The following is a 19,125-nucleotide window of genomic DNA, read 5'->3' on the forward strand; positions in this document are numbered from 1 at the left end:
ATTAATACCTCGGCTTTCTCTCTCTCATTTCTTCTAAAAACTGTACATAGTGTTCATAGCGGGAAGTGAGAATTGTTTTTTTCTCTACAGCTGCTTTCACCGCACATCCAGGTTCGTTGACATGAAGGCATCCCCGAAACTTACACTTTATTTGTCTCTCTCTCATTTCTGGAAAACAAAAGGAGAGATCTTCTGCTTCTAAATGCTGTAATTCCAATGAACTAAATCCTGGTGTATCGGCTACTAGTCCGCCTTCTAATTCCAATAGCTCTACATGCCTTGTTGTGTGCTTTCCCCGCCCTAAATGTGTTGAAATACGAGCTGTTTTTAATTCTAGTTCAGGTTTCAGCACATTAAGAAGTGTAGACTTACCGACTCCAGATTGTCCAGCAATAACTGAGGTTTTATTTGCAAGAAATGGTTTCAAAGCATGCATTCCTTCCTGTGATTGCGAGGAAGTTAGTAATACATGGTAACCAATATCTTGGTAGTCAGCAGCTATTTGTTCTATCTGCTCTCGCTGATTCTCATCTAAAAGATCCATTTTTGTAATACAGATAAGCGGCTCAATCTCATGTGATTCTAGTAATAATAGAAAGCGATCTAAAAGAACGGTGCTAAGTGCCGGCTCAATTGCGGAAAACACTAGGATACCTTGGTCAACATTCGCTATAGGCGGCCTAACTAGCGCATTCTTCCGTTCCCGAATCTCCATAATATAGCCTTCTTTGTCATTCTCAGCTTGATATACAACATAATCACCTACGAGAGGTGTGATCTTCTGTTTTCGAAAAACACCTCTCCCTCGACATTGAATAATCTGATTACCATCAAGAACATAATAAAATCCACTAAGTGCTTTAATAATTTTTCCTTTTCCCATAGCATCGCTCCTACTTATTAATCTTCTGGATATGGAATAACTTCTTCCATTAGAACAGATTGATCGCGAATCACTTTATAACCAGCTTTCTTTCCATGCTCAATATTAAATTCTAAACGTTTTTTAGTTGTTTCCGTAATCAAAAATGTTTCATTTGCTTCAGTCATACTATTGTTCATGTCTTCAATATAAATTTGAATTTCCTGCGGTTTTTTCTCTCCACCTATAGCGTCATCATCGGTTTCTTCACCAGGATCATATGGGATAACGATTTCTTTAAAAATCGTTTTAGGCGGTATTTCTTTCTGTCCTTTTGAAAGTACTACTTTAATCTTATCACCTTTGTTTAATAGTGTTCCAGGTTTATGAGACTGCGAAATGACTAAACCTTCTCGCACAGTATCTGAGTATTCTTCAGATGACATATCAATAACCAATCCGGTTGAATCAGCATAATCATTTAATCCCTTTACATTGTATTCTCGCAAATCTTTTAAGGAAATTTGTTCGAGGCCCTTACTCACTGTAAAAGTAAAAACCGTTTCATCTGGAAAAACTTCTGTTCTTGGCAGTGGATTTTGGTCTATAATTGTTCCAGGCGGATTGTCATCGTGTACTTCTTCACGAACTATGTCCCCCTTAAAGCCATTTTTCTCTAGCAGCTTCATCACATCGTCAATATCGCGACCAATATAATCATCAACAACAGATTTTTCTCTTCCTATACTCAAGTATACATCTACTGAGCTGCCTTTTTTCGCTTTTTTCCCCCCCTTTGGTTTTGTCTTAACCACTTCACCAGCTTCGATCTCATCACTGTTCATATCAATTGTATCGCCAATGACAAATCCAGCAGAAAGTAAAGAAGCAATTGCATCTTCTAATTCTTCGCCACTTACATCAGGCACCTTAATTTCCTTTGGCCCTACTAATCCAGGGAAAAAAGTAAGGGCAAAAATACTTAACACAAATAGAAAAATGAATGAAATAGCAACGATAAATGGCCATTTTTTCTTTTTTGGCTTCTTTTTTTGCTGCTTTCCATTCTTTTTTTGACTTCCTTGATGAATAGTATCTCGTTTCTCCACTTTATCTCTACGAATTTTAGTTTCATCAAGGTTTTGATCGTGGTCTTCTTCTTGATTCGTTAAAATCGGAATCGCTTTAGTAGCATCATGATCTTCGGGAACATGAAATTTCGGTTCATTTCGTCTTGCTTCGTCTAGCGCTGTATCAATATCCTCATGCATTTCATCAACGCTGTGATAACGTTGAAACAAATCCTTTGCAGTTGCTTTAAACACGATGTTTTCCATGCTTTGCGGTATATTTGGATTCCATCTTCTAAGTGCTGGTGTTTCAGCTTGTAGGTGCTTTAATGCAATCGATACCGCTGATTCTCCTGAAAATGGGAGCCTCCCAGTTAATAATTCAAAGAGGACAATGCCAAGTGAATAAATATCTGATTTTTCAGTCGCCATCCCACCTCTAGCTTGTTCCGGAGACAAATAATGTACTGACCCTAGTACAGAGTTTGTTTGTGTGATAGAAGTGGCACTTAATGCCATTGCTATTCCGAAATCAGTAATTTTCACATTTCCATCATGATCAATTAATATATTTTGCGGTTTAATATCACGGTGGATAATATGATTTTGATGAGCATGAGAAATGGCAGATGTTAATTGCTTCATAATATCCCGTACTTTTTCAACAGGAATCGGATGAAACTGTTGAATGTATTGCTTTAAAGTCATTCCATCCACATATTCCATCACAATATAATAAATATCTTTTTCTTCCCCAACATCATAAATACTGACGATATTTGGATGTGTTAAACTAGTAGCAGATTGTGCTTCCCTTTGAAAACGCCGAATCAATTCGTCTTCATTAGCGAAATCCAAACGCAAGATTTTGATGGCTACATCACGGTCTAAAATACAATCGCGTGCTAAATAAACATTTGCCATTCCGCCGCCGCCAATCATTTCTAAAATTTTATAGCGGCCGCCGCTAATTCTTTTTCCAATTAGCACCTTTGTCACCCACTTTCGCCACATACCTGCTGCACGATTGCAACTGTGATATTGTCTTCCCCACCCTGCTCATTTGCAAGACGAATCAAATTGCATGCTTTCTCATCTAACTCCTGCTCTGTTGATAACACATCTTTGATTTGTTGTTCGGAGAGTTCATTTGTTAAGCCATCAGAGCATAGAAGGAGAAGATCTTCATGTTCGAAAGTAATGGTTTTTACATCAGCCTCAATGGTTGTTTCTGTTCCTAATGCTTTTAATATCCAATTTTTACGTGGATGATGCTCAGCAGCTTCCTTCGATATTTCTCCTGTTTTTACTAACTCATTGACCAAAGTATGATCCTCTGTTAGTTGCTTAAAACCGTCTTCATTTAATAAATAACAGCGGCTGTCGCCAATGTGAATAATAGTGACAAATCGATTTGTACATATAGCAGCAACTAATGTCGTTCCCATACCACTGCATTCTGAATGTTGCTGAGCATGACGAAAGAGGTGCTCATTAATCGCAGCCACATTTTCTGTAAACCATGATTCAGCAATATCCGGGGTGCCAATATCTGTCGTTTCTTCCCACTTCTCCTGCAATAAATGCGTTGACATTCTGCTTGCAACATCACCTGCTTGATGACCACCCATGCCATCAGCTACAACAGCTAGAATTTGCCCGTTATGATTCCGAAAAATTCCGCCATTGTCTTCATTTTGCTGGCGGATTTGTCCACGATCCGTACTGAACACAGACTTCATCACATTCACCTCGTCTCGTCTTTTCTTTCCTTTGCGCGTAATTGGCCGCATGCCGCATCAATATCATGTCCTTGCTCTCGACGAATGGTCACATTAATCCCATGGCGCTTCAATGTTTTCTCAAATAGAAAGATTTGATTTCGTGGTGTTCTAACATAATTACGTTCAGGTACATAGTTAACAGGAATTAGATTGACATGACAATGAATCCCTTTCAACAATTCAGCCAGCTCTTCTGCATGTTCTACTTGATCATTTACTTTTCCGAATAAACCATATTCAATACTGACCCGCCTTCCAGTCGTTTCTGTATAATATTTAATCGCTTTTATCAACTCTGGCAACTGATAGGCGCGGTTTATAGGCATTAATTGCGTTCTTAGATCATTGTTAGGAGCATGTAAAGAAACAGCAAAATTTATTTGCATTTTTTCATCTGCAAATTGATAAATCTTTGGTATAATCCCACTTGTAGAAACAGTAATATGACGAGCTCCTATATTTAAGCCTTTATCATGATTAATAATACGCAAAAATGCAAGCATTTGCTTATAGTTGTCAAAGGGCTCTCCAATTCCCATTATCACAACCGAGCTAACCCGCTCTTCCGTTTCGTCAAGTGCTTTTTGCACTTGGACTACTTGTGCAACAATTTCACCAGCCTTTAGATGGCGTTTTAGGCCTCCTAGTGTGGAAGCACAGAACGTACATCCAATACGGCAGCCTACCTGTGTTGTCACACAAACAGAACAGCCGTAGTCATGGCGCATTAACACTGTTTCAATAGAATAGCCATCTTGCAGCTCAAATAAAAATTTAATCGTACCATCAGAAGATGTTTGCTTTATGATTGTTTTTAATGTCGTGATTTGAAAAGCATCTGTTAACTTTTCCCTTAATGCTTTCGAAAGGTTGGTCATCTCGTCGAAAGAAGATCCACGTTTTTCATATAGCCATTCAAAAATTTGTTCAGCTCGAAACCCTTTCTCTCCATTTGTTATGAGCCAGTTTTTTAATTCTTCTAGTTGATAGGAGTATATAGAGGGCGTTTTTTCCTCTAATTCAAATAAAGGTTTTTTTTTCACTTTTTCCAAGTTCATACCTTCTTTCTCAAACTTGAGATGAAAAACCCATCTCCGTTAAAATCCTGGGGAAATATCTGCATGATATGTCCTGCAGCAAAGGGAATAAAAGCTGCTGGAACCTGTAAATCATATGCTTCAAAATCGGAATGATTGTGTAAAAAATGTGAGACAACAGCATCATTTTCCAGTTTATCCACTGTACAAGTGCTATAGACAAGCAAACCGCCTTTTTTCAAAAGTGGTGCGACTGCGTCTAAAATAGATAGTTGAACTTTTTGCAGCGATGTAATGTCTTGTTGTGATTTTGTATATTTAATATCTGGTTTTCTTCTAATAACCCCTAGTCCTGAGCAAGGAGCATCTACCAAAATACGATCAAAGCTTTCCTTAGCAAAATGTTCAGCAGCATTGCGGCTATCTAATATTTTAGTTGAAATATTAGAAAGATCCAATCGCTCTGCTTGTTGGCGAATCAATTTAATTTTATGTTCGTGAATATCAAGTGCAGTAACGTTTCCTGTACAATGAAGCTTCTCAGCAATATGGGTTGCTTTTCCTCCTGGAGCTGCACAAGCATCCAGCACCGACTGATTCTTATCTAGCTGCAATGCATATGCAACGATCATAGAGCTTTCATCTTGAATCGTAAGGAACCCTTCTCGGTACGCTTGAGAATAGGCCAAGTTGCCTTTTATTGCATGAATCGCTTCCTCTAGCATCGGACTCTCTTCTACTTGATATCCCTCGCCTCTAAGCAGATCGACGACTTCTTTGCGTGTTGCTTTTGTAGTATTTACTCGTGCTGTTTGCGTTGGAGCAGTTACATTTTTTTCACACATTGCAGCAGTTTTTTCATAGCCATATTGTTCAACCCATCTATCAACTAGCCATTGAGGATGACTCGTTGCAATCGCAATTTTTTCGATAGGGTTTTTAATCATTTCAAGAGAGGGCAAGCCTTTTCGCTGTATGGATCTTAAAATCGCATTTACCATTCCAGCAATCCCACGGTGTCCACGCTGTTTAGCTATTTCCACCGCCTCATGTATGGCGGCTCGTTCTGGAATTTTGTCTAAATACACATTCTGATATATGGTTAAATGTAATAAGTGGCGTACCCATGTTTCAATTTTTGTTTTCAAAAAAGGCTGTAAATAAAAATCGAGCGCCATTCTTCTCTGGAGAGTACCATAGACCAGCTCTGTTAGTAGACCAGCATCTCGACCTGTTAACTGATATTTTTGAATAAGGTCATTTAGCAGCAGGTTGCTATATGTCTGCTGCTTTTCTATTTTCTCAAGAGCTTCCAGCGCTATTTCACGTATTTTTTTCGGTTGTTTTTTCATATTCTTCTCCTAGCATCATCCCGATCTGAACAGTTTGTCCAGCTCCACGCAAGAATGATTGGGCTGTCATTTTCTTTTTGCCAGCTGGCTGCAGTTCTGTTACTTTAATTCCAATGTCATTTCCTGTTTTTACAACAAATCCATCTTCTACTATTTCAATAATGGTTCCAGCAGCCTGCTTTTCGTTTGTCGGCTGTTTTTCTCCACCCCAAATTTTCATTACCTTGCCTTGGAAGCTCGTATAAGCAACTGGCCACGGGCGCAAGCCGCGAATATGATTATATATTGCTTCACCAGGCTGCGACCAATCTATTTTTTCATCTTCCCGCTTAATATTAAAAGCAAAAGTTGCTTGTTCTTCGTTTTGCGGAAGCGGGGTAATATCACCTGCTATTATTGCTGGTAATGTTTCTGACAATAAACGTGCACCGGCAGCACTCAATTTATCATGTAATGTGCCAACATCGTCTCTCTCATCAATGGGCACTTTCACTTGTCTAATCATATCACCAGCATCCAACTTTTCAACCATGTACATGATCGTAATACCTGTTTGCTTTTTCCCTTGAAGGATTGCGTAATGTATCGGCGCACCGCCTCTTAATTCAGGCAATAAAGATGCATGTACATTAATACAGCCATATGTTGGCGCTGTTAATATTTGCTTCGGCAATAATTGTCCAAAAGCAGCTGTTACAATGAGATCAGGTTTTAATGCTAAGATTTGCTGGATAGCAATTTCATTCATCTTTTCCGGTTGGATTACTGGCAGCTGGTGTTTTTCAGCCTCTTGCTTTACAGGAGGCGGGGTTAGGACTCGTTTTCGGCCAACAGGTCGATCTGGCTGTGTAACGACACCACAAATATCGTATCCATCTTTTATGAGCTGGCGCAATATTGGAACGGAAAAGTCGGGCGTTCCCATAAATACAATCTTTGTCATTCTATCCCACTCCCTTCTAATTCATGTTCTTCCACATATCTTTCTACTTTAGACGTAAACAAGACACCTCGTAAATGATCGATTTCATGAAGAATAGCTCTTGCTAAGAAGCCTTCCGCTTCAAAGGTAAAAGCGGTTCCGCACCTATCCTGTGCAGAAACTTTCACATAGAAAGGTCTAGTTACTTCTCCAAATAGGCCTGGAAAGCTTAAACAACCTTCAACATCTGTTTGCTCCCCGGACATACTTATAACTTTTGGATTGATAAGCTCAATTGTACCAATCTCATCATCATCAATATCAACAATTGCTATTTCTTTTTGAACGCCAACTTGAGGAGCGGCTAATCCGACACCATCAGCATCGATCATCGTATCATATAAGTCGTCTAAGAAGACTGCTATTGTTTTATCAAAAGTGGTTACTGGTTCACACTGTTTTTCTAAAATTGGGTTTGGATGCTTTACTATTGGAAGAATGGCCAATCGTCTTCCTCCTTGATTCTTTATTTTTAAGCTACATCATCATATAAGGGTTCACATCGATTGAAATGGTCACCCCTTCTGTTGTGCTTTGTTTTTGATAATGATTTCTTACCTTTTGTAATGCTGGAATCAACTTTTCTTCCTTTTTATATTTTATCAAACATTGGTAACGATATCTATTATTGATCCTAGGAATTGGCGATGCAGAAGGGCCAAGAATGATCGCTTGTTTCGATAACTGCCTACGCATGTAAGCTGTAATTTTTTCTGTGATGGAAACAGCCTTCATTAAGTTCTCATGAGTAATAGTGAGGAGAGCGATAAAATAAAATGGCGGATAAGCGCCAATTTTTCTCATCAACATTTCTTGTTCATAAAATCGTTCAAAGTCTTGTTCTCCTGCAAGCTTAATACTATAATGCTCCGGTGTATAGGTTTGAATAACAACCTCTCCCTTTAGGTCATGTCGGCCTGCTCGTCCACTTACTTGTGTCAATAATTGAAAGGTTTTTTCAGAAGCACGAAAGTCCGGAAGATGGAGCATCGTATCAGCACTAAGGACGCCAACAAGCGTAATATTAGGGAAATCAAGACCTTTCGCAATCATTTGCGTTCCGAGTAAAATATCTGCTTTTTCTTCTTGAAATCGACGAAGCAGCGTTTCATGGGCACCTTTTTTTCCTGTTGTATCAACATCCATCCGTATTGTTTTTGCCGTTGGAAACAGCTTCGCAATCTCCTCTTCCACTTTTTGTGTACCAGTACCAAAATAGCGAATATGCTTGCTTTCACACTCTGGGCATTGTGAAGGCACTACTGTTTCATAACCACAATAGTGGCATTTCATTTGATTGTTATATCTATGATAGGTAAGGGAGATATCACAGTGCGGACATTGTAAAACATAACCGCAATCTCGACACATAATAAATGATGAGTGGCCGCGGCGGTTCAAAAATAACACCGTCTGCTCTTTTCTTTCTAAGCGTAGCTCCAATTGCTTGGCCAGCTCTCTCGAAAACATCGAACGATTTCCTGCACGCATCTCTTCTCTCATATCGACAATTGCCACGGAGGGCAAATCTTGGTTGTTCATCCGCTTTTTTAATGTTAATAATTGATATACTTGTTTTTTTGCGCGGGCAAAAGACTCTAAGGATGGCGTAGCACTTCCTAAAACAACAGGGCACCGATGATTTTTCCCTCGATAAATAGCAATATCTCTTGCATGATATCGTGGATTTTCTTCCTGCTTATAGCTCGTTTCATGTTCCTCGTCAATAATGATGATCCCCAAATTTTCAAAAGGCGCAAAGATGGCCGAACGTGCACCGACTACTACTTTTGCTTCTTTTCTTTGAATTTTTCGCCATTCATCATACTTTTCTCCAATTGACAAGCCACTGTGTAATACGGCAACAAGTTTTCCGAATCGTTCTTTAAATCGTTGTACCATTTGTGGAGTTAAAGATATTTCCGGAACAAGTACGATTGCTTCTTTATTCATTGCTAAAACTTGTTCGATCGATTGCAAATAAATTTCTGTTTTCCCGCTCCCTGTTACGCCATATAAAAGAAACGTCTCATGAACATGGTCCGTAATCTTCTCTATGATCGGTTTGATCACTGATTGCTGTTCTTCAGTCAGCGGAAGGGCTTTCGTTGTTTTAAAATGGCGATCTTCATAAGGATCTCTGTATATCTCTTCCTTTTCTATCACAAGCAGTTTCTTCTTTATTAACGATTCAATAGCAGCTTGAGATGCCGACGTTTTTTCCATTAACGCTTTCCTAGAAATCCGCAGCTCGCTATCTAACAAAAACTGTTCCAACACTTTTTTTTGCCGATAAGCATTACTTGGCAGCTTCTCTATTGCTGTTCCTAATTCACTTTTTGACCGTTCCGTTCTAATCATCTGAACCATTTTTTTATTTGCACGATTTTTGACTAAATAAATAACCTCTATATGTTCACTTTTCACTGCTTTTTGCAATTGAGGAAGCAGCCCCTTCTCTTCCGCGTGTTCCCACATAATCTCTTCACGTTTACCAAAAAGATGGTAAAAGTATTGATCTTCACGATCCTGAACAATGCGCAGCTTTTTGTCATATTTTGCTTTCATTGCTGTAGGAAGCATCGCTTGAAATGCTGACATGTGGAAACATAATGTTTTTTCAGTCAACCATTCGCCTAGTGATAGTAATTCATCATTTAAGACAGGAACAAGATCGAGCGGTTTTACAATTTCCTTTAATTTCTTTACTTCAGAATCCTGTTTTATTTGGATCACAAAACCTTGTATCTTTCTTGGTCCAAACGGAACAATCACCCTCATTCCAGGCTGTATATGACTTAACCATTTATCCGGTATAACATAGTCATATGTTCGATTTGTTTGTATCGTTTGAACATCTACAATGACACTTGCAATCCGCATCTTATTCAGCTCTCTCCCATTGTTAAAATGATCTCGGTTAATATTTCGCGGGCTGTCTCGTGTTTCGTTAGTAAAGGCAATGATTTAGAAATCCCATTCTTTTTATAGATAGTAACTTTGTTTGTGTCGTGGGCAAAGCCAGCTCCTTCCTGACTAATATTGTTTGCAACTATCATATCTGCATTTTTTTTCTGGAGCTTTTCTAAAGCAAACGTTTCTACTTGTTGTGTTTCAGCAGCAAATCCTACGATAAATTGCTTTGTCTTTTTTTGTCCCAATTCAAGTAAAATATCCTTTGTTCTTTCCATCTCTATAACAAGCGTCCCCGCTTGTTTCTTCATTTTTTCTGAAAAAGCTTGTTTCGGACGATAATCTGCTACTGCTGCACTTTTAATCACAATATCAACGTTTGGAAAGTAACGCATGACAGCACGATACATATCTTCAGCTGATTTGATCTGGATAAATGTCGTTTGTTTTGGAACTGGAAGCTGATCAGCGCCTGAAATTAAAATAACAGAGGCTCCCAATTTTACTGCTTCTTCAGCAAGTGCATACCCCATTTTTCCTGATGAGCGATTCGTAAAATAACGAACTGGATCGATAACTTCCTTTGTTGCCCCTGCAGTAATAAGGATCGTTTTGTCTTTTAACGGTTGATCTGAAACATCTTTAAAATACTGATATAAGAGTGACAGCAGTTTCTCTGGTTCCTCTAGCCGCCCTTTACCAACATATCCGCATGCTAAATAGCCTTCGCTCGGTTCAATAAATTGATAGCCAAAATCACTTAACGTTGTGATATTCTTTTGAACGGCAGGATGATCATACATATGGACATTCATCGCTGGAGCGATCCAGACTGGAGCAGTAGTTGCTAATAGAGTAGTTGAGATCATATCATCAGCAATTCCGTTCGCAAGCTTTCCAATAATATTAGCTGTAGCTGGTGCTACGAGAACAAGATCCGCCCAATCAGCAAGGTCAATATGTGCGATTACTGTAGGATCTTTTTCAGCAAATGTATCTGTATAAACATTATTTCTCGATAAAGCTTGAAAAGTAAGCGGGGTTACAAATTCCTGTGCAGATTTACTCATAATGACTTTAATCTCAGCACCTGCTTGTTTTAATTTACTCGTCAAAGCAGCTGCTTTATAAACTGCGATTCCCCCAGTTACACAAAGCAAAATCTTTTTACCTGTTAACATGTCTTATCAACTCCTCTATTTTCCAAAAGCGAATGTGAATGTTGCTCTTTCTATTATGAATGATTCAATTGATTGTTCGCCAGTTTGATGTAGAAAAAAGTGAAATTTCCACAATAGGGGTTTTCTCTTATGCCCATAACAAAAAAGAACACTGCGTCATCAAAAAAGCTTATTATTGCCGATGCTTTCCCTACTCTATTGGCTCTAACAATTAGACTTCTGACTAACCCTTGTGAGAGGTTTACAACCAGTTAAATGTGAAATAAAGTGAAACTTCCATCAGTGGGGGTTTTCTTTCATCCCCCACTGATAAGAAGTAGAACAAAGGCTAAGATCGCAACATCCTGTTGCACGCCTTTGTGACCGACATCCTGTCGGCCCGAACCAATCGGACATTTGACTTTCAGTTATCCCCAACCTAGATTTCTTCGATTCCTCTTACTCTTGAGGTGGGGGTATTACTGCCAGTTAGATGTGGGATAAAAGAAAAAACAACCTATCAGGTTGTTATTTTCAAGAGGATGCTTCTTGCTCATTCATTTCCTTGATTTTTAAATAGCCTTCATTGATTTCCTCTAGCGCTTTTCCTACAAATTTATGAGAAACAAAATGATCTAGGCCACCTTTTTCTCCTTCTTCTTGTAGATAACGAGCTCTTTTTGCAGCAACTGATACCAATGAGTATTTAGAATCTATTTTCGTTAATAATTTGTCAATAGATGGATATAACATACTTATTCCACTCCCAGCATTTTAAGATAGTGATGTGCAATACGATCGCTGCGAAGATGTTCAGCTTGAACAATAGCATTTATACGCTGGCATGCAAGTTCAATTGTATCATTTACAACAACATAATCATACATGTGCACTAATTCAATTTCTTCACGAGCTGCTTGCATACGATGTTGAATCAAATCTGATGATTCTGTTCCTCTTAATACAATGCGTTTTTTAAGCTCGTCTAAACTTGGCGGCATTAAAAAAATGAACAAGCCTTCTGGAAATTTCTCCCGCACTTGTTTAGCCCCCTGAACTTCTATTTCTAAAAAAACATCTTTACCTTCATCTAATTGTTGCCGCACATAATCAACTGGCGTCCCATAATAATTCCCGACGTATTGTGCATATTCCAGCAATTTCCCTTCTTCAATTAAACGCTCAAATTCAGTCTTCGTTTTAAAAAAATAGTCAACACCATTTACCTCTCCTTCACGTGGAGCTCGTGTTGTCATTGAAATTGAATATGCATAATGGACATCTGGACGTGAAAAGACTGCTTTTCTTACAGAACCCTTCCCAACGCCAGATGGTCCAGAAAGCACAATCAATAGCCCTTTTTCCTTCATCGCTTTATGTCCTACCCTTCCTCGCTGTTTTCATCGCGATCAATTAATCTATGCGCTACTGTTTCAGGCTGTACCGCAGATAAAATCACATGTTCACTATCCATAATAATAACAGCCCGCGTTCTTCTTCCAAATGTGGCATCAATTAATGTCCCTTGATCGCGCGCATCCTGAATTAAACGCTTAATTGGTGCAGATTCTGGACTTACGATTGAAATAATCCGATTCGCTGCTACAATGTTGCCAAAGCCAATATTAATTAGTTTAACCCCCATTATGTTCCTCCCATCTCTTTTATATCTTTATCAACCTTTATATTTATCTCTGTCATAGCGAAGTTTTTTTGCAGCTTATACTAATCGCCTGTCCAATAAGAAACAGCTTTCGAGATTCTGGCATCTGCTTCTAGAGAAGAAAGCGGCAACTAAATATATATAGGTAAAAATTTTAGAAAAAAAACGTCGTCTCTCACAATACATCCATGTGATCTCTACAGTGAAAAGTCACTATATATAATCAAGGGAAATTCAATCCCAAATGTCATGATACGTAAACCTCAAATAACTTGATCCTTGCAAGACGAGAAGATAAAAATCATATGCTTCCTTCAAAAACATATTGGAGATCATCTAGGGATTTATCTTGATTGGGAGAATGAAGCTTTAAGGCCTGTTTTTAATAACAAGAACATTTGAAAGACCATTTTAATTTTATCATGGTCTATTCAATGTTTTGAATCTGCTCACGCATTTTTTCTAAGTTTGACTTTAATTCTACAACAGCTGCTGTTATAGCTGCATCATGTGCTTTTGAGCCGATTGTATTGATTTCTCGATTCATTTCTTGAATGAGAAAATCAAGTTTTCTGCCGACTAATGTTTCAACATCCAATGTTTTCTCAAATTGCATCAAATGACTTTCCAAACGAGCAATTTCCTCACTAATATCCGATTTATCAGCATAAAGGGCGATTTCTGCCAATAAGCGAGCCTCATCAATTGATTCATGTACGTATTCTCTTATCTTTTTTTCTAATCGTTCTCGATATTGTTGAAAAACATCAGGACTTTTTGCTTTTATAAAAGCAGCAGAGTCGCGAACTTGCAACAAGTACATTTTTAGCTCTTTTTTCAGGGCAGCGCCTTCTGCTTTTCTCATTTCCATTACTTCTTGAATGGCTTCTTGAATTGCAGCAAAAATATGGTTTTCAATTTGCTCATTAAAAGCTTCTTTCTCTTCTACAATCATTATTTCTGGATGGCGAAGCAAATTTGACAAGTTCATTGTTTCGTCGAGATTGTACTGATCTATTATTTTAACAAGCGCCTGGTAATATTCATCCAGCAAGTTCCAATCAATTGCTAATGTTCTTTGAACGAAACCTTCGCCTTCTAACATGACAAACACTTCTATTTTTCCACGTTGTATGTATTGGCTAATGCTTTTTTTTATCACATTTTCTATTCGAACATACTGCTTAGGCATCCGAATCATACATTCCATATATCGATGATTCATTGTTTTTATTTCAACAGTTACTTGATATGTATCTGACTTGCTAACTCCACGTCCATATCCTGTCATACTTACAACCAATTCCATCACACTCCGGCATTAACATAATGAACTTGTGCAACAGTGCTGAAGCTCTAATCGGCCAAATGTGTAGAAAAAACCCTGATAACGCCTATTTTAAAAAATGAAAAGAAGTACGTCATGAAGACAACCAGCTCTTTTTCTTATGACAAAAAAGTATATCCCATGACGTTATGTTAATAAACTGTTCTTGAATTTTCAAGGTATGATGATCTTATAAAAAAATCAACTATCTTCTGGATTATATCATATATTATGCTTTTTTGTTGCAAAAATTGAACCTGCCAATAGAAATGTTGGCAGTGCACTGAGTCCAATAATCAAAAGCCAATCTAATTTAGCAATAGAAACTGTATGGAAAATAGGTTGTAAAACAGGTACATAAATAACTGCAATCATCATTGCAAATGAAAAAATAACTGCCCAGAGAAGATACTGATTGCCAAATGGATTGCGAGAAAGAACAGAATGTTCACTTCTACAATCAAATACATGAATGAGCTGTGCAGCAACTAAAGTAGCAAAGGCGACCGTTTGTGCATATGGAAGGTCAGCAGGGTTGCGATAATACACGATGATAAAGGCGATCAGCGTTACCACTCCAATTAAGAACCCCCTAGAAATTACTTTCCACCCAAGCCTTCTCGCAAATACTCCTTCCTTCGGATGACGAGGTTTTCTTTTCATCACATCTTCTTCTGGTTTATCTAATCCAAGAGCCATCGCTGGCAAGCCATCTGTTACTAAGTTTACCCATAAGATTTGGATTGGGACAAGCGGTAATGGCAACGAAAGCAGCATTGCAAACAACATGACAAGAATCTCTCCGACATTCGATGCAAGTAAATAGCGAATGAACTTTCTAATATTTTCATAAATATTCCTGCCTTCTTTAATTGCTGATTTAATGGTTGCAAAATTATCGTCTAATAAGACAAGAGAAGATGCTTCTTTCGCAACATCGGTTCCAGTTATGCCCATTGATATTCCAATATCGGCACTTTTAATAGCTGGAGCGTCATTAACGCCATCTCCTGTCATTGCAACAATGTGTCCTTTTTTTTGCAAGGCTTTGACTATCATTAGCTTATGCTCAGGAGATACCCTGGCAAAGACAGACACATCCTCAACAACTGCTTGCAAATCTTCAACAGTCATCCCATCTAACGATTGACCATCTAAAACCATCGATTTGTTATGAAAAATTCCAAGCTCACGTGCAATAACCTTTGCAGTTACAACATGGTCGCCAGTAATCATAATCGTCTTAATACCTGCTTCTCGACACTCTTTTACAGCTACTTTCACCTCTGGACGTGGTGGATCGATCATCCCTTGAAGGCCAAGAAAAATGAAATTTTTTTCGATCACTTCTTCCGATAGTTTTTTTGGGTCTTCATGCAATGGTTTATAGGCGATCGCAATCGTCCTTAATGCTTTTTCAGCAAGTATCTCAATCTCTGTTAAGACAGCCTGTTTTTCCTTGTCATCTAATGAACGACTCTCTTTGTCCCACTGAATAGCTTTACTACGTTGGATGAGTACGTCCGGAGCTCCTTTAGTAATGACAAAGCGACGCTGTTGTTTATCTTTAATAACGATGCTCATCATTTTTCGTTTAGAATCAAATGGATATTCTTTTTCTATTGTGTAATCCTGCATTAATTGCTTTCGAGTCAAACCTGCTTTCATTGCTGCTACTAACAATGCACCTTCTGTTGGGTCCCCATCAATGATAAACTCCTTGTCCTTTTTGATCATTTCTGCATGGTTGCAGAGCAGCCCAAATGACAAAAGTTGATGCAAACATTTTTGTTGTTGAGGTACAACAAGCTGTTCTTGATGATAAAAACTTCCTTCTGGAACATAGCCTGTCCCTGAGACGGTCCAAGTCTTTCCAGCGCTCCACAAATGAGTAACTGTCATTTTATTTTGTGTCATCGTTCCTGTTTTGTCAGAGCAAATAATCGAGGCGCATCCTAACGTCTCCACTGCTGAAAGTTTTCTAACAATTGCTTTTTGTTTAATCATTCTCTGTACACCAAGGGATAGAGATACTGTTACGATAGTAGGCAGTCCCTCAGGAATAGATGCAACAGCTAAAGACACCCCAGCTAAAAACATTGTATAAAGATCATGGCCATGGGCTACTCCAACAAAAACAACTAAAATCGTTAAAAGCAAAGCAACTGTGATTAGAATTTTGCCAAGCTGTTCCAGTCTTCTTTGTAAAGGTGTGATAATAACTTCAGCACTTTGAATCATGTCAGCAATTTGGCCCATTGCTGTTTTCATTCCAATTGCTGTTACAATTCCAACACCGTGTCCTCTCGTAACCATTGTTCCCATAAAAGCCATATTTTCTAAATCGCCTAGACTGTTTTTAGCCGGCGGCAGCGGCTCCGTTTTTTTCGGAGTTGGAACTGATTCTCCTGTCAAAGCTGATTCTTCTATTTCTAAATTATGAGCAGCAACAATTCTCATATCTGCTCCAATTCGATCACCGCTGGAAAACTTTAAAATATCCCCAACAACTACTTCTTTAGCAGGTTTTTTCATCCATTTCCCGTCACGCAAAACAGAGATTTGCGGGGTCGAGAGCTGTTTTAATGCATGTAAAGATTTTTCCGCCCGCCTCTCTTGAAAAAAACCTAAAAAACCGTTCAATGTGACAATTGCCATAATGGCAATTGCATCAATATACTCTCCTAAAAGCCCTGAAAGTAGTGTTGCCGCTAGAAGAATCAGCACCATAAAATCTTTAAATTGGTTAAAAAAAAGTAATAAGAGAGATTGCTTTTCCCTCTCTTCTAACTCATTCCAACCAAATTGTTTTTGTTTACTCTGTACTACCTTAGATGATAGCCCATGCTCTATATTTGTTTTTAACTGATTTGCCACATCGTTTTCATGCATCTCATGGAATTTCATCCACCCATCACACTCTCTCCCTCTGACAAGTTGTCTACTAATGCAATCATATTCAGGCTAGCGAGAATTAATGATATAATTTAAACTGAATGGTGGATTTCAGTGACTTAACGAGTACACGGAACGTACTTTTTCCTTAGAGTTTCACTAAAACAGATATTAAAATCAGTAACAGTTGCTGCTAGCAAGTTATGTCTGAGAATCTTTTTGCAAAGGGTGTTAAATGATGGCATTTGATGGTCTATTTACGAGAGCAATGATAAAGGAACTTGTCCACCTTATAAAAGGAGGAAGAATCAATAAAATACATCAGCCTTATAAACATGAATTGGTAATTGTAGTAAGGGCGAATGGGCAAAATCAAAAAGTGCTTGTTTCTGCCCATCCAAGCTACTCCCGTCTTCAAATAACAAAGGAACAATATGAAAATCCGCCAGAACCATCTAACTTCTGTATGTTCCTTCGAAAACATATTGAAGGTTATTTAATCGAGGATATTTATCAAATTGAGCTTGATAGGATCATTGTATTTTTAGTAAAAGGAAGAAATGAAATTGGGGATATTACGTACAAACAATTATATATAGAATTGATGGGCAGACATAGTAATATTATCCTTGTCGATAAAGAACGACAGATTATTTTAGATTGCATCAAGCATGTACCGCCAGGTTTAAATAGCTATCGCACCGTCCTTCCAGGACATGAATATATCCTTCCACCTGCTCAAAATAAAAGGAATCCACTTGAACAAAATGAGGAGGCTATTCTCCAAGTACTCGACTTTAACCGCGGTAATTTAGATAAACAAATCGTCGAACATTTTGCAGGTATTTCACCGCTTTTAGCTAAAGAAATGAAGCATCGTGCAGGACTAGCAAATCGTGTGACAATTCCTCCTGTATTTATGGAAATCATGAACCAGCTTAAAAATGATCACTATGAGCCAACCATTAGTAAAAATGATGAGAAGGAGCATTTCTATTTATTTCCTATTACTTATTTAAAAAATAAAGAAGAAAAAACATTTTCAACCCTTAGCTCCATGTTGGATCGATTCTATTTTAGAAAAGCCAGTAGAGACCGCGTTAAGCAACAAGGGCAAGATTTAGAACGATTTGTTAAAAATGAACTAACTAAAAACACAACGAAAATCGCTAAGTTAAAGAAAACATTAAAGGATGCTGAGAATGCAGAAAAATATCAGCTGTATGGAGAGCTTTTAACTGCAAATATCTATTTATTAAAGAAAGGAATGAAGACCATTGATGTCGTCAATTACTATGACAAACATCAAAATCATCTTACTATTCCACTAGATCCCAAAAAAACGCCAGCACAAAATGCACAATTTTATTATGCAAAATATCAAAAAGCAAAAAACGCACTTGTTGTTGTCCAAGAACAAATTGAAAAAGCAAACAAAGAAATCGATTATTTTGATCATCTATTACAACAACTAAATTCTGCTGATCCAAAAGATTTGGATGAAATTAGAGAAGAGCTTATAGAAGAAGGCTATATACGGCTAAAACAAAAGCAAAAAAAGTTAAGGAAAAAACACATAAAACCAAACGTTGAACGTTATAAAGCTTCTGACGGTACTGAAATACTAGTCGGTAAAAACAATAAGCAAAATGATTATTTAACAAATCAACTTGCAAAAAGAGACGATATTTGGCTGCACACAAAAGATATCCCTGGCTCGCACGTTGTTATAAAAAGCAAAGCTCCAACAGCAGAAACGATAATGGAAGCTGCAAACATCGCAGCGTATTATAGTAAAGCAAGAGAATCAAGCATGGTTCCCGTCGATTTCACCGCAGTAAAGCATGTTAAAAAACCGAATGGTGCAAAGCCAGGATTTGTCATTTACGATCATCAGGAAACAGTTTATGTGACGCCAGATGCTGATAAATTGAAGGAAATGAAGAATGGTTCTACTTGATAGAAGAGGTTAAATTAGAGGCTAGGAGGCTGGGACATAACTAGCTTCTAAATAATGAGAAAAGTGAATTTGAGGATCCTCAAATTCACTTTTCTCTATTTTGCGTGTAAATATTTCTAT

At 38.0% G+C, this 19,125-nt stretch carries 15 protein-coding genes; 1 reads left to right on the forward strand and 14 read right to left on the reverse strand.

Translation table 11 applies throughout. The features are described 5' to 3' along the window. Nucleotide 1 precedes the first annotated feature (1 nt). The 14 genes from rsgA to J2S08_RS08550 form a co-directional block, all read right to left on the reverse strand. Nucleotides 2–883 (reverse strand): ribosome small subunit-dependent GTPase A, encoded by an 882-nt coding sequence (gene rsgA / locus J2S08_RS08485; protein WP_307228541.1) that lies wholly within the window; start codon nucleotides 881–883, stop codon nucleotides 2–4. A 17-nt stretch (nucleotides 884–900) separates the two neighbouring features. Continuing rightward, nucleotides 901–2,922 (reverse strand): Stk1 family PASTA domain-containing Ser/Thr kinase, encoded by a 2,022-nt coding sequence (gene pknB / locus J2S08_RS08490; RefSeq protein ID WP_307228581.1) that lies wholly within the window; start codon nucleotides 2,920–2,922, stop codon nucleotides 901–903. A 5-nt stretch (nucleotides 2,923–2,927) separates the two neighbouring features. Further along, the gene (locus tag J2S08_RS08495) at nucleotides 2,928–3,674 is read right to left on the reverse strand and encodes a Stp1/IreP family PP2C-type Ser/Thr phosphatase (protein WP_307228542.1); all 747 of its coding nucleotides are present in this window, start codon (nucleotides 3,672–3,674) and stop codon (nucleotides 2,928–2,930) included. Between the two features lie 5 nt (nucleotides 3,675–3,679). Continuing rightward, the gene (rlmN, locus tag J2S08_RS08500) at nucleotides 3,680–4,774 is read right to left on the reverse strand and encodes a dual-specificity RNA methyltransferase RlmN (RefSeq protein ID WP_307228544.1); all 1,095 of its coding nucleotides are present in this window, start codon (nucleotides 4,772–4,774) and stop codon (nucleotides 3,680–3,682) included. Further along, on the reverse strand, nucleotides 4,771–6,105 hold the full coding sequence (gene rsmB / locus J2S08_RS08505) for a 16S rRNA (cytosine(967)-C(5))-methyltransferase RsmB (RefSeq protein WP_307228546.1): 1,335 nt from the start codon (nucleotides 6,103–6,105) through the stop codon (nucleotides 4,771–4,773). Before rsmB ends, rlmN begins: the two co-directional genes overlap by 4 nt. After that, complete coding sequence (fmt, locus tag J2S08_RS08510; protein WP_307228548.1) at nucleotides 6,077–7,048, reverse strand: methionyl-tRNA formyltransferase; 972 nt, start codon at nucleotides 7,046–7,048, stop codon at nucleotides 6,077–6,079. The genes rsmB and fmt overlap by 29 nt, the downstream gene beginning before the upstream one ends. Then, complete coding sequence (gene def / locus J2S08_RS08515) at nucleotides 7,045–7,533, reverse strand: peptide deformylase (RefSeq protein ID WP_307228550.1); 489 nt, start codon at nucleotides 7,531–7,533, stop codon at nucleotides 7,045–7,047. The genes fmt and def overlap by 4 nt, the downstream gene beginning before the upstream one ends. A 31-nt stretch (nucleotides 7,534–7,564) precedes the next feature. Continuing rightward, on the reverse strand, nucleotides 7,565–9,970 hold the full coding sequence (gene priA, locus J2S08_RS08520; protein WP_307228552.1) for a primosomal protein N': 2,406 nt from the start codon (nucleotides 9,968–9,970) through the stop codon (nucleotides 7,565–7,567). A 5-nt stretch (nucleotides 9,971–9,975) separates the two neighbouring features. Further along, on the reverse strand, nucleotides 9,976–11,181 hold the full coding sequence (gene coaBC / locus J2S08_RS08525) for a bifunctional phosphopantothenoylcysteine decarboxylase/phosphopantothenate--cysteine ligase CoaBC (RefSeq protein ID WP_307228555.1): 1,206 nt from the start codon (nucleotides 11,179–11,181) through the stop codon (nucleotides 9,976–9,978). A gap of 513 nt (nucleotides 11,182–11,694) precedes the next feature. Next, nucleotides 11,695–11,913 carry a DNA-directed RNA polymerase subunit omega gene (rpoZ, locus tag J2S08_RS08530; protein ID WP_307228557.1) on the reverse strand — a complete coding sequence of 73 codons (219 nt, stop codon included), beginning with the start codon at nucleotides 11,911–11,913 and terminating at the stop codon, nucleotides 11,695–11,697. Nucleotides 11,914–11,915: 2 nt separating this feature from the next. Next, nucleotides 11,916–12,530 carry a guanylate kinase gene (gene gmk, locus J2S08_RS08535; protein WP_307228560.1) on the reverse strand — a complete coding sequence of 205 codons (615 nt, stop codon included), beginning with the start codon at nucleotides 12,528–12,530 and terminating at the stop codon, nucleotides 11,916–11,918. Nucleotides 12,531–12,541: 11 nt separating this feature from the next. Further along, the gene (remA, locus tag J2S08_RS08540) at nucleotides 12,542–12,805 is read right to left on the reverse strand and encodes an extracellular matrix/biofilm regulator RemA (protein WP_307228561.1); all 264 of its coding nucleotides are present in this window, start codon (nucleotides 12,803–12,805) and stop codon (nucleotides 12,542–12,544) included. A 445-nt stretch (nucleotides 12,806–13,250) separates the two neighbouring features. Then, nucleotides 13,251–14,126, reverse strand: a complete 876-nt coding sequence (locus J2S08_RS08545) for a YicC/YloC family endoribonuclease (protein ID WP_307228563.1) — start codon at nucleotides 14,124–14,126, stop codon at nucleotides 13,251–13,253. Nucleotides 14,127–14,372: 246 nt separating this feature from the next. After that, nucleotides 14,373–17,057: a cation-translocating P-type ATPase gene (locus J2S08_RS08550; protein WP_307228565.1), complete on the reverse strand. Its 2,685-nt coding sequence runs from the start codon at nucleotides 17,055–17,057 to the stop codon at nucleotides 14,373–14,375. Between the two features lie 226 nt (nucleotides 17,058–17,283). On the opposite strand from J2S08_RS08550, the gene J2S08_RS08555 reads away from it, so the two are divergent. Next, nucleotides 17,284–19,005, forward strand: a complete 1,722-nt coding sequence (locus J2S08_RS08555) for an Rqc2 family fibronectin-binding protein (protein ID WP_307228567.1) — start codon at nucleotides 17,284–17,286, stop codon at nucleotides 19,003–19,005. The last annotated feature ends 120 nt before the right edge of the window (nucleotides 19,006–19,125 follow it).

The sequence above is a fragment of the Bacillus chungangensis genome (genome assembly GCF_030812995.1).
In the GTDB taxonomy this organism is placed as follows: Bacteria; Bacillota; Bacilli; order Bacillales; family Bacillaceae_C; genus Bacillus_CF; species Bacillus_CF chungangensis.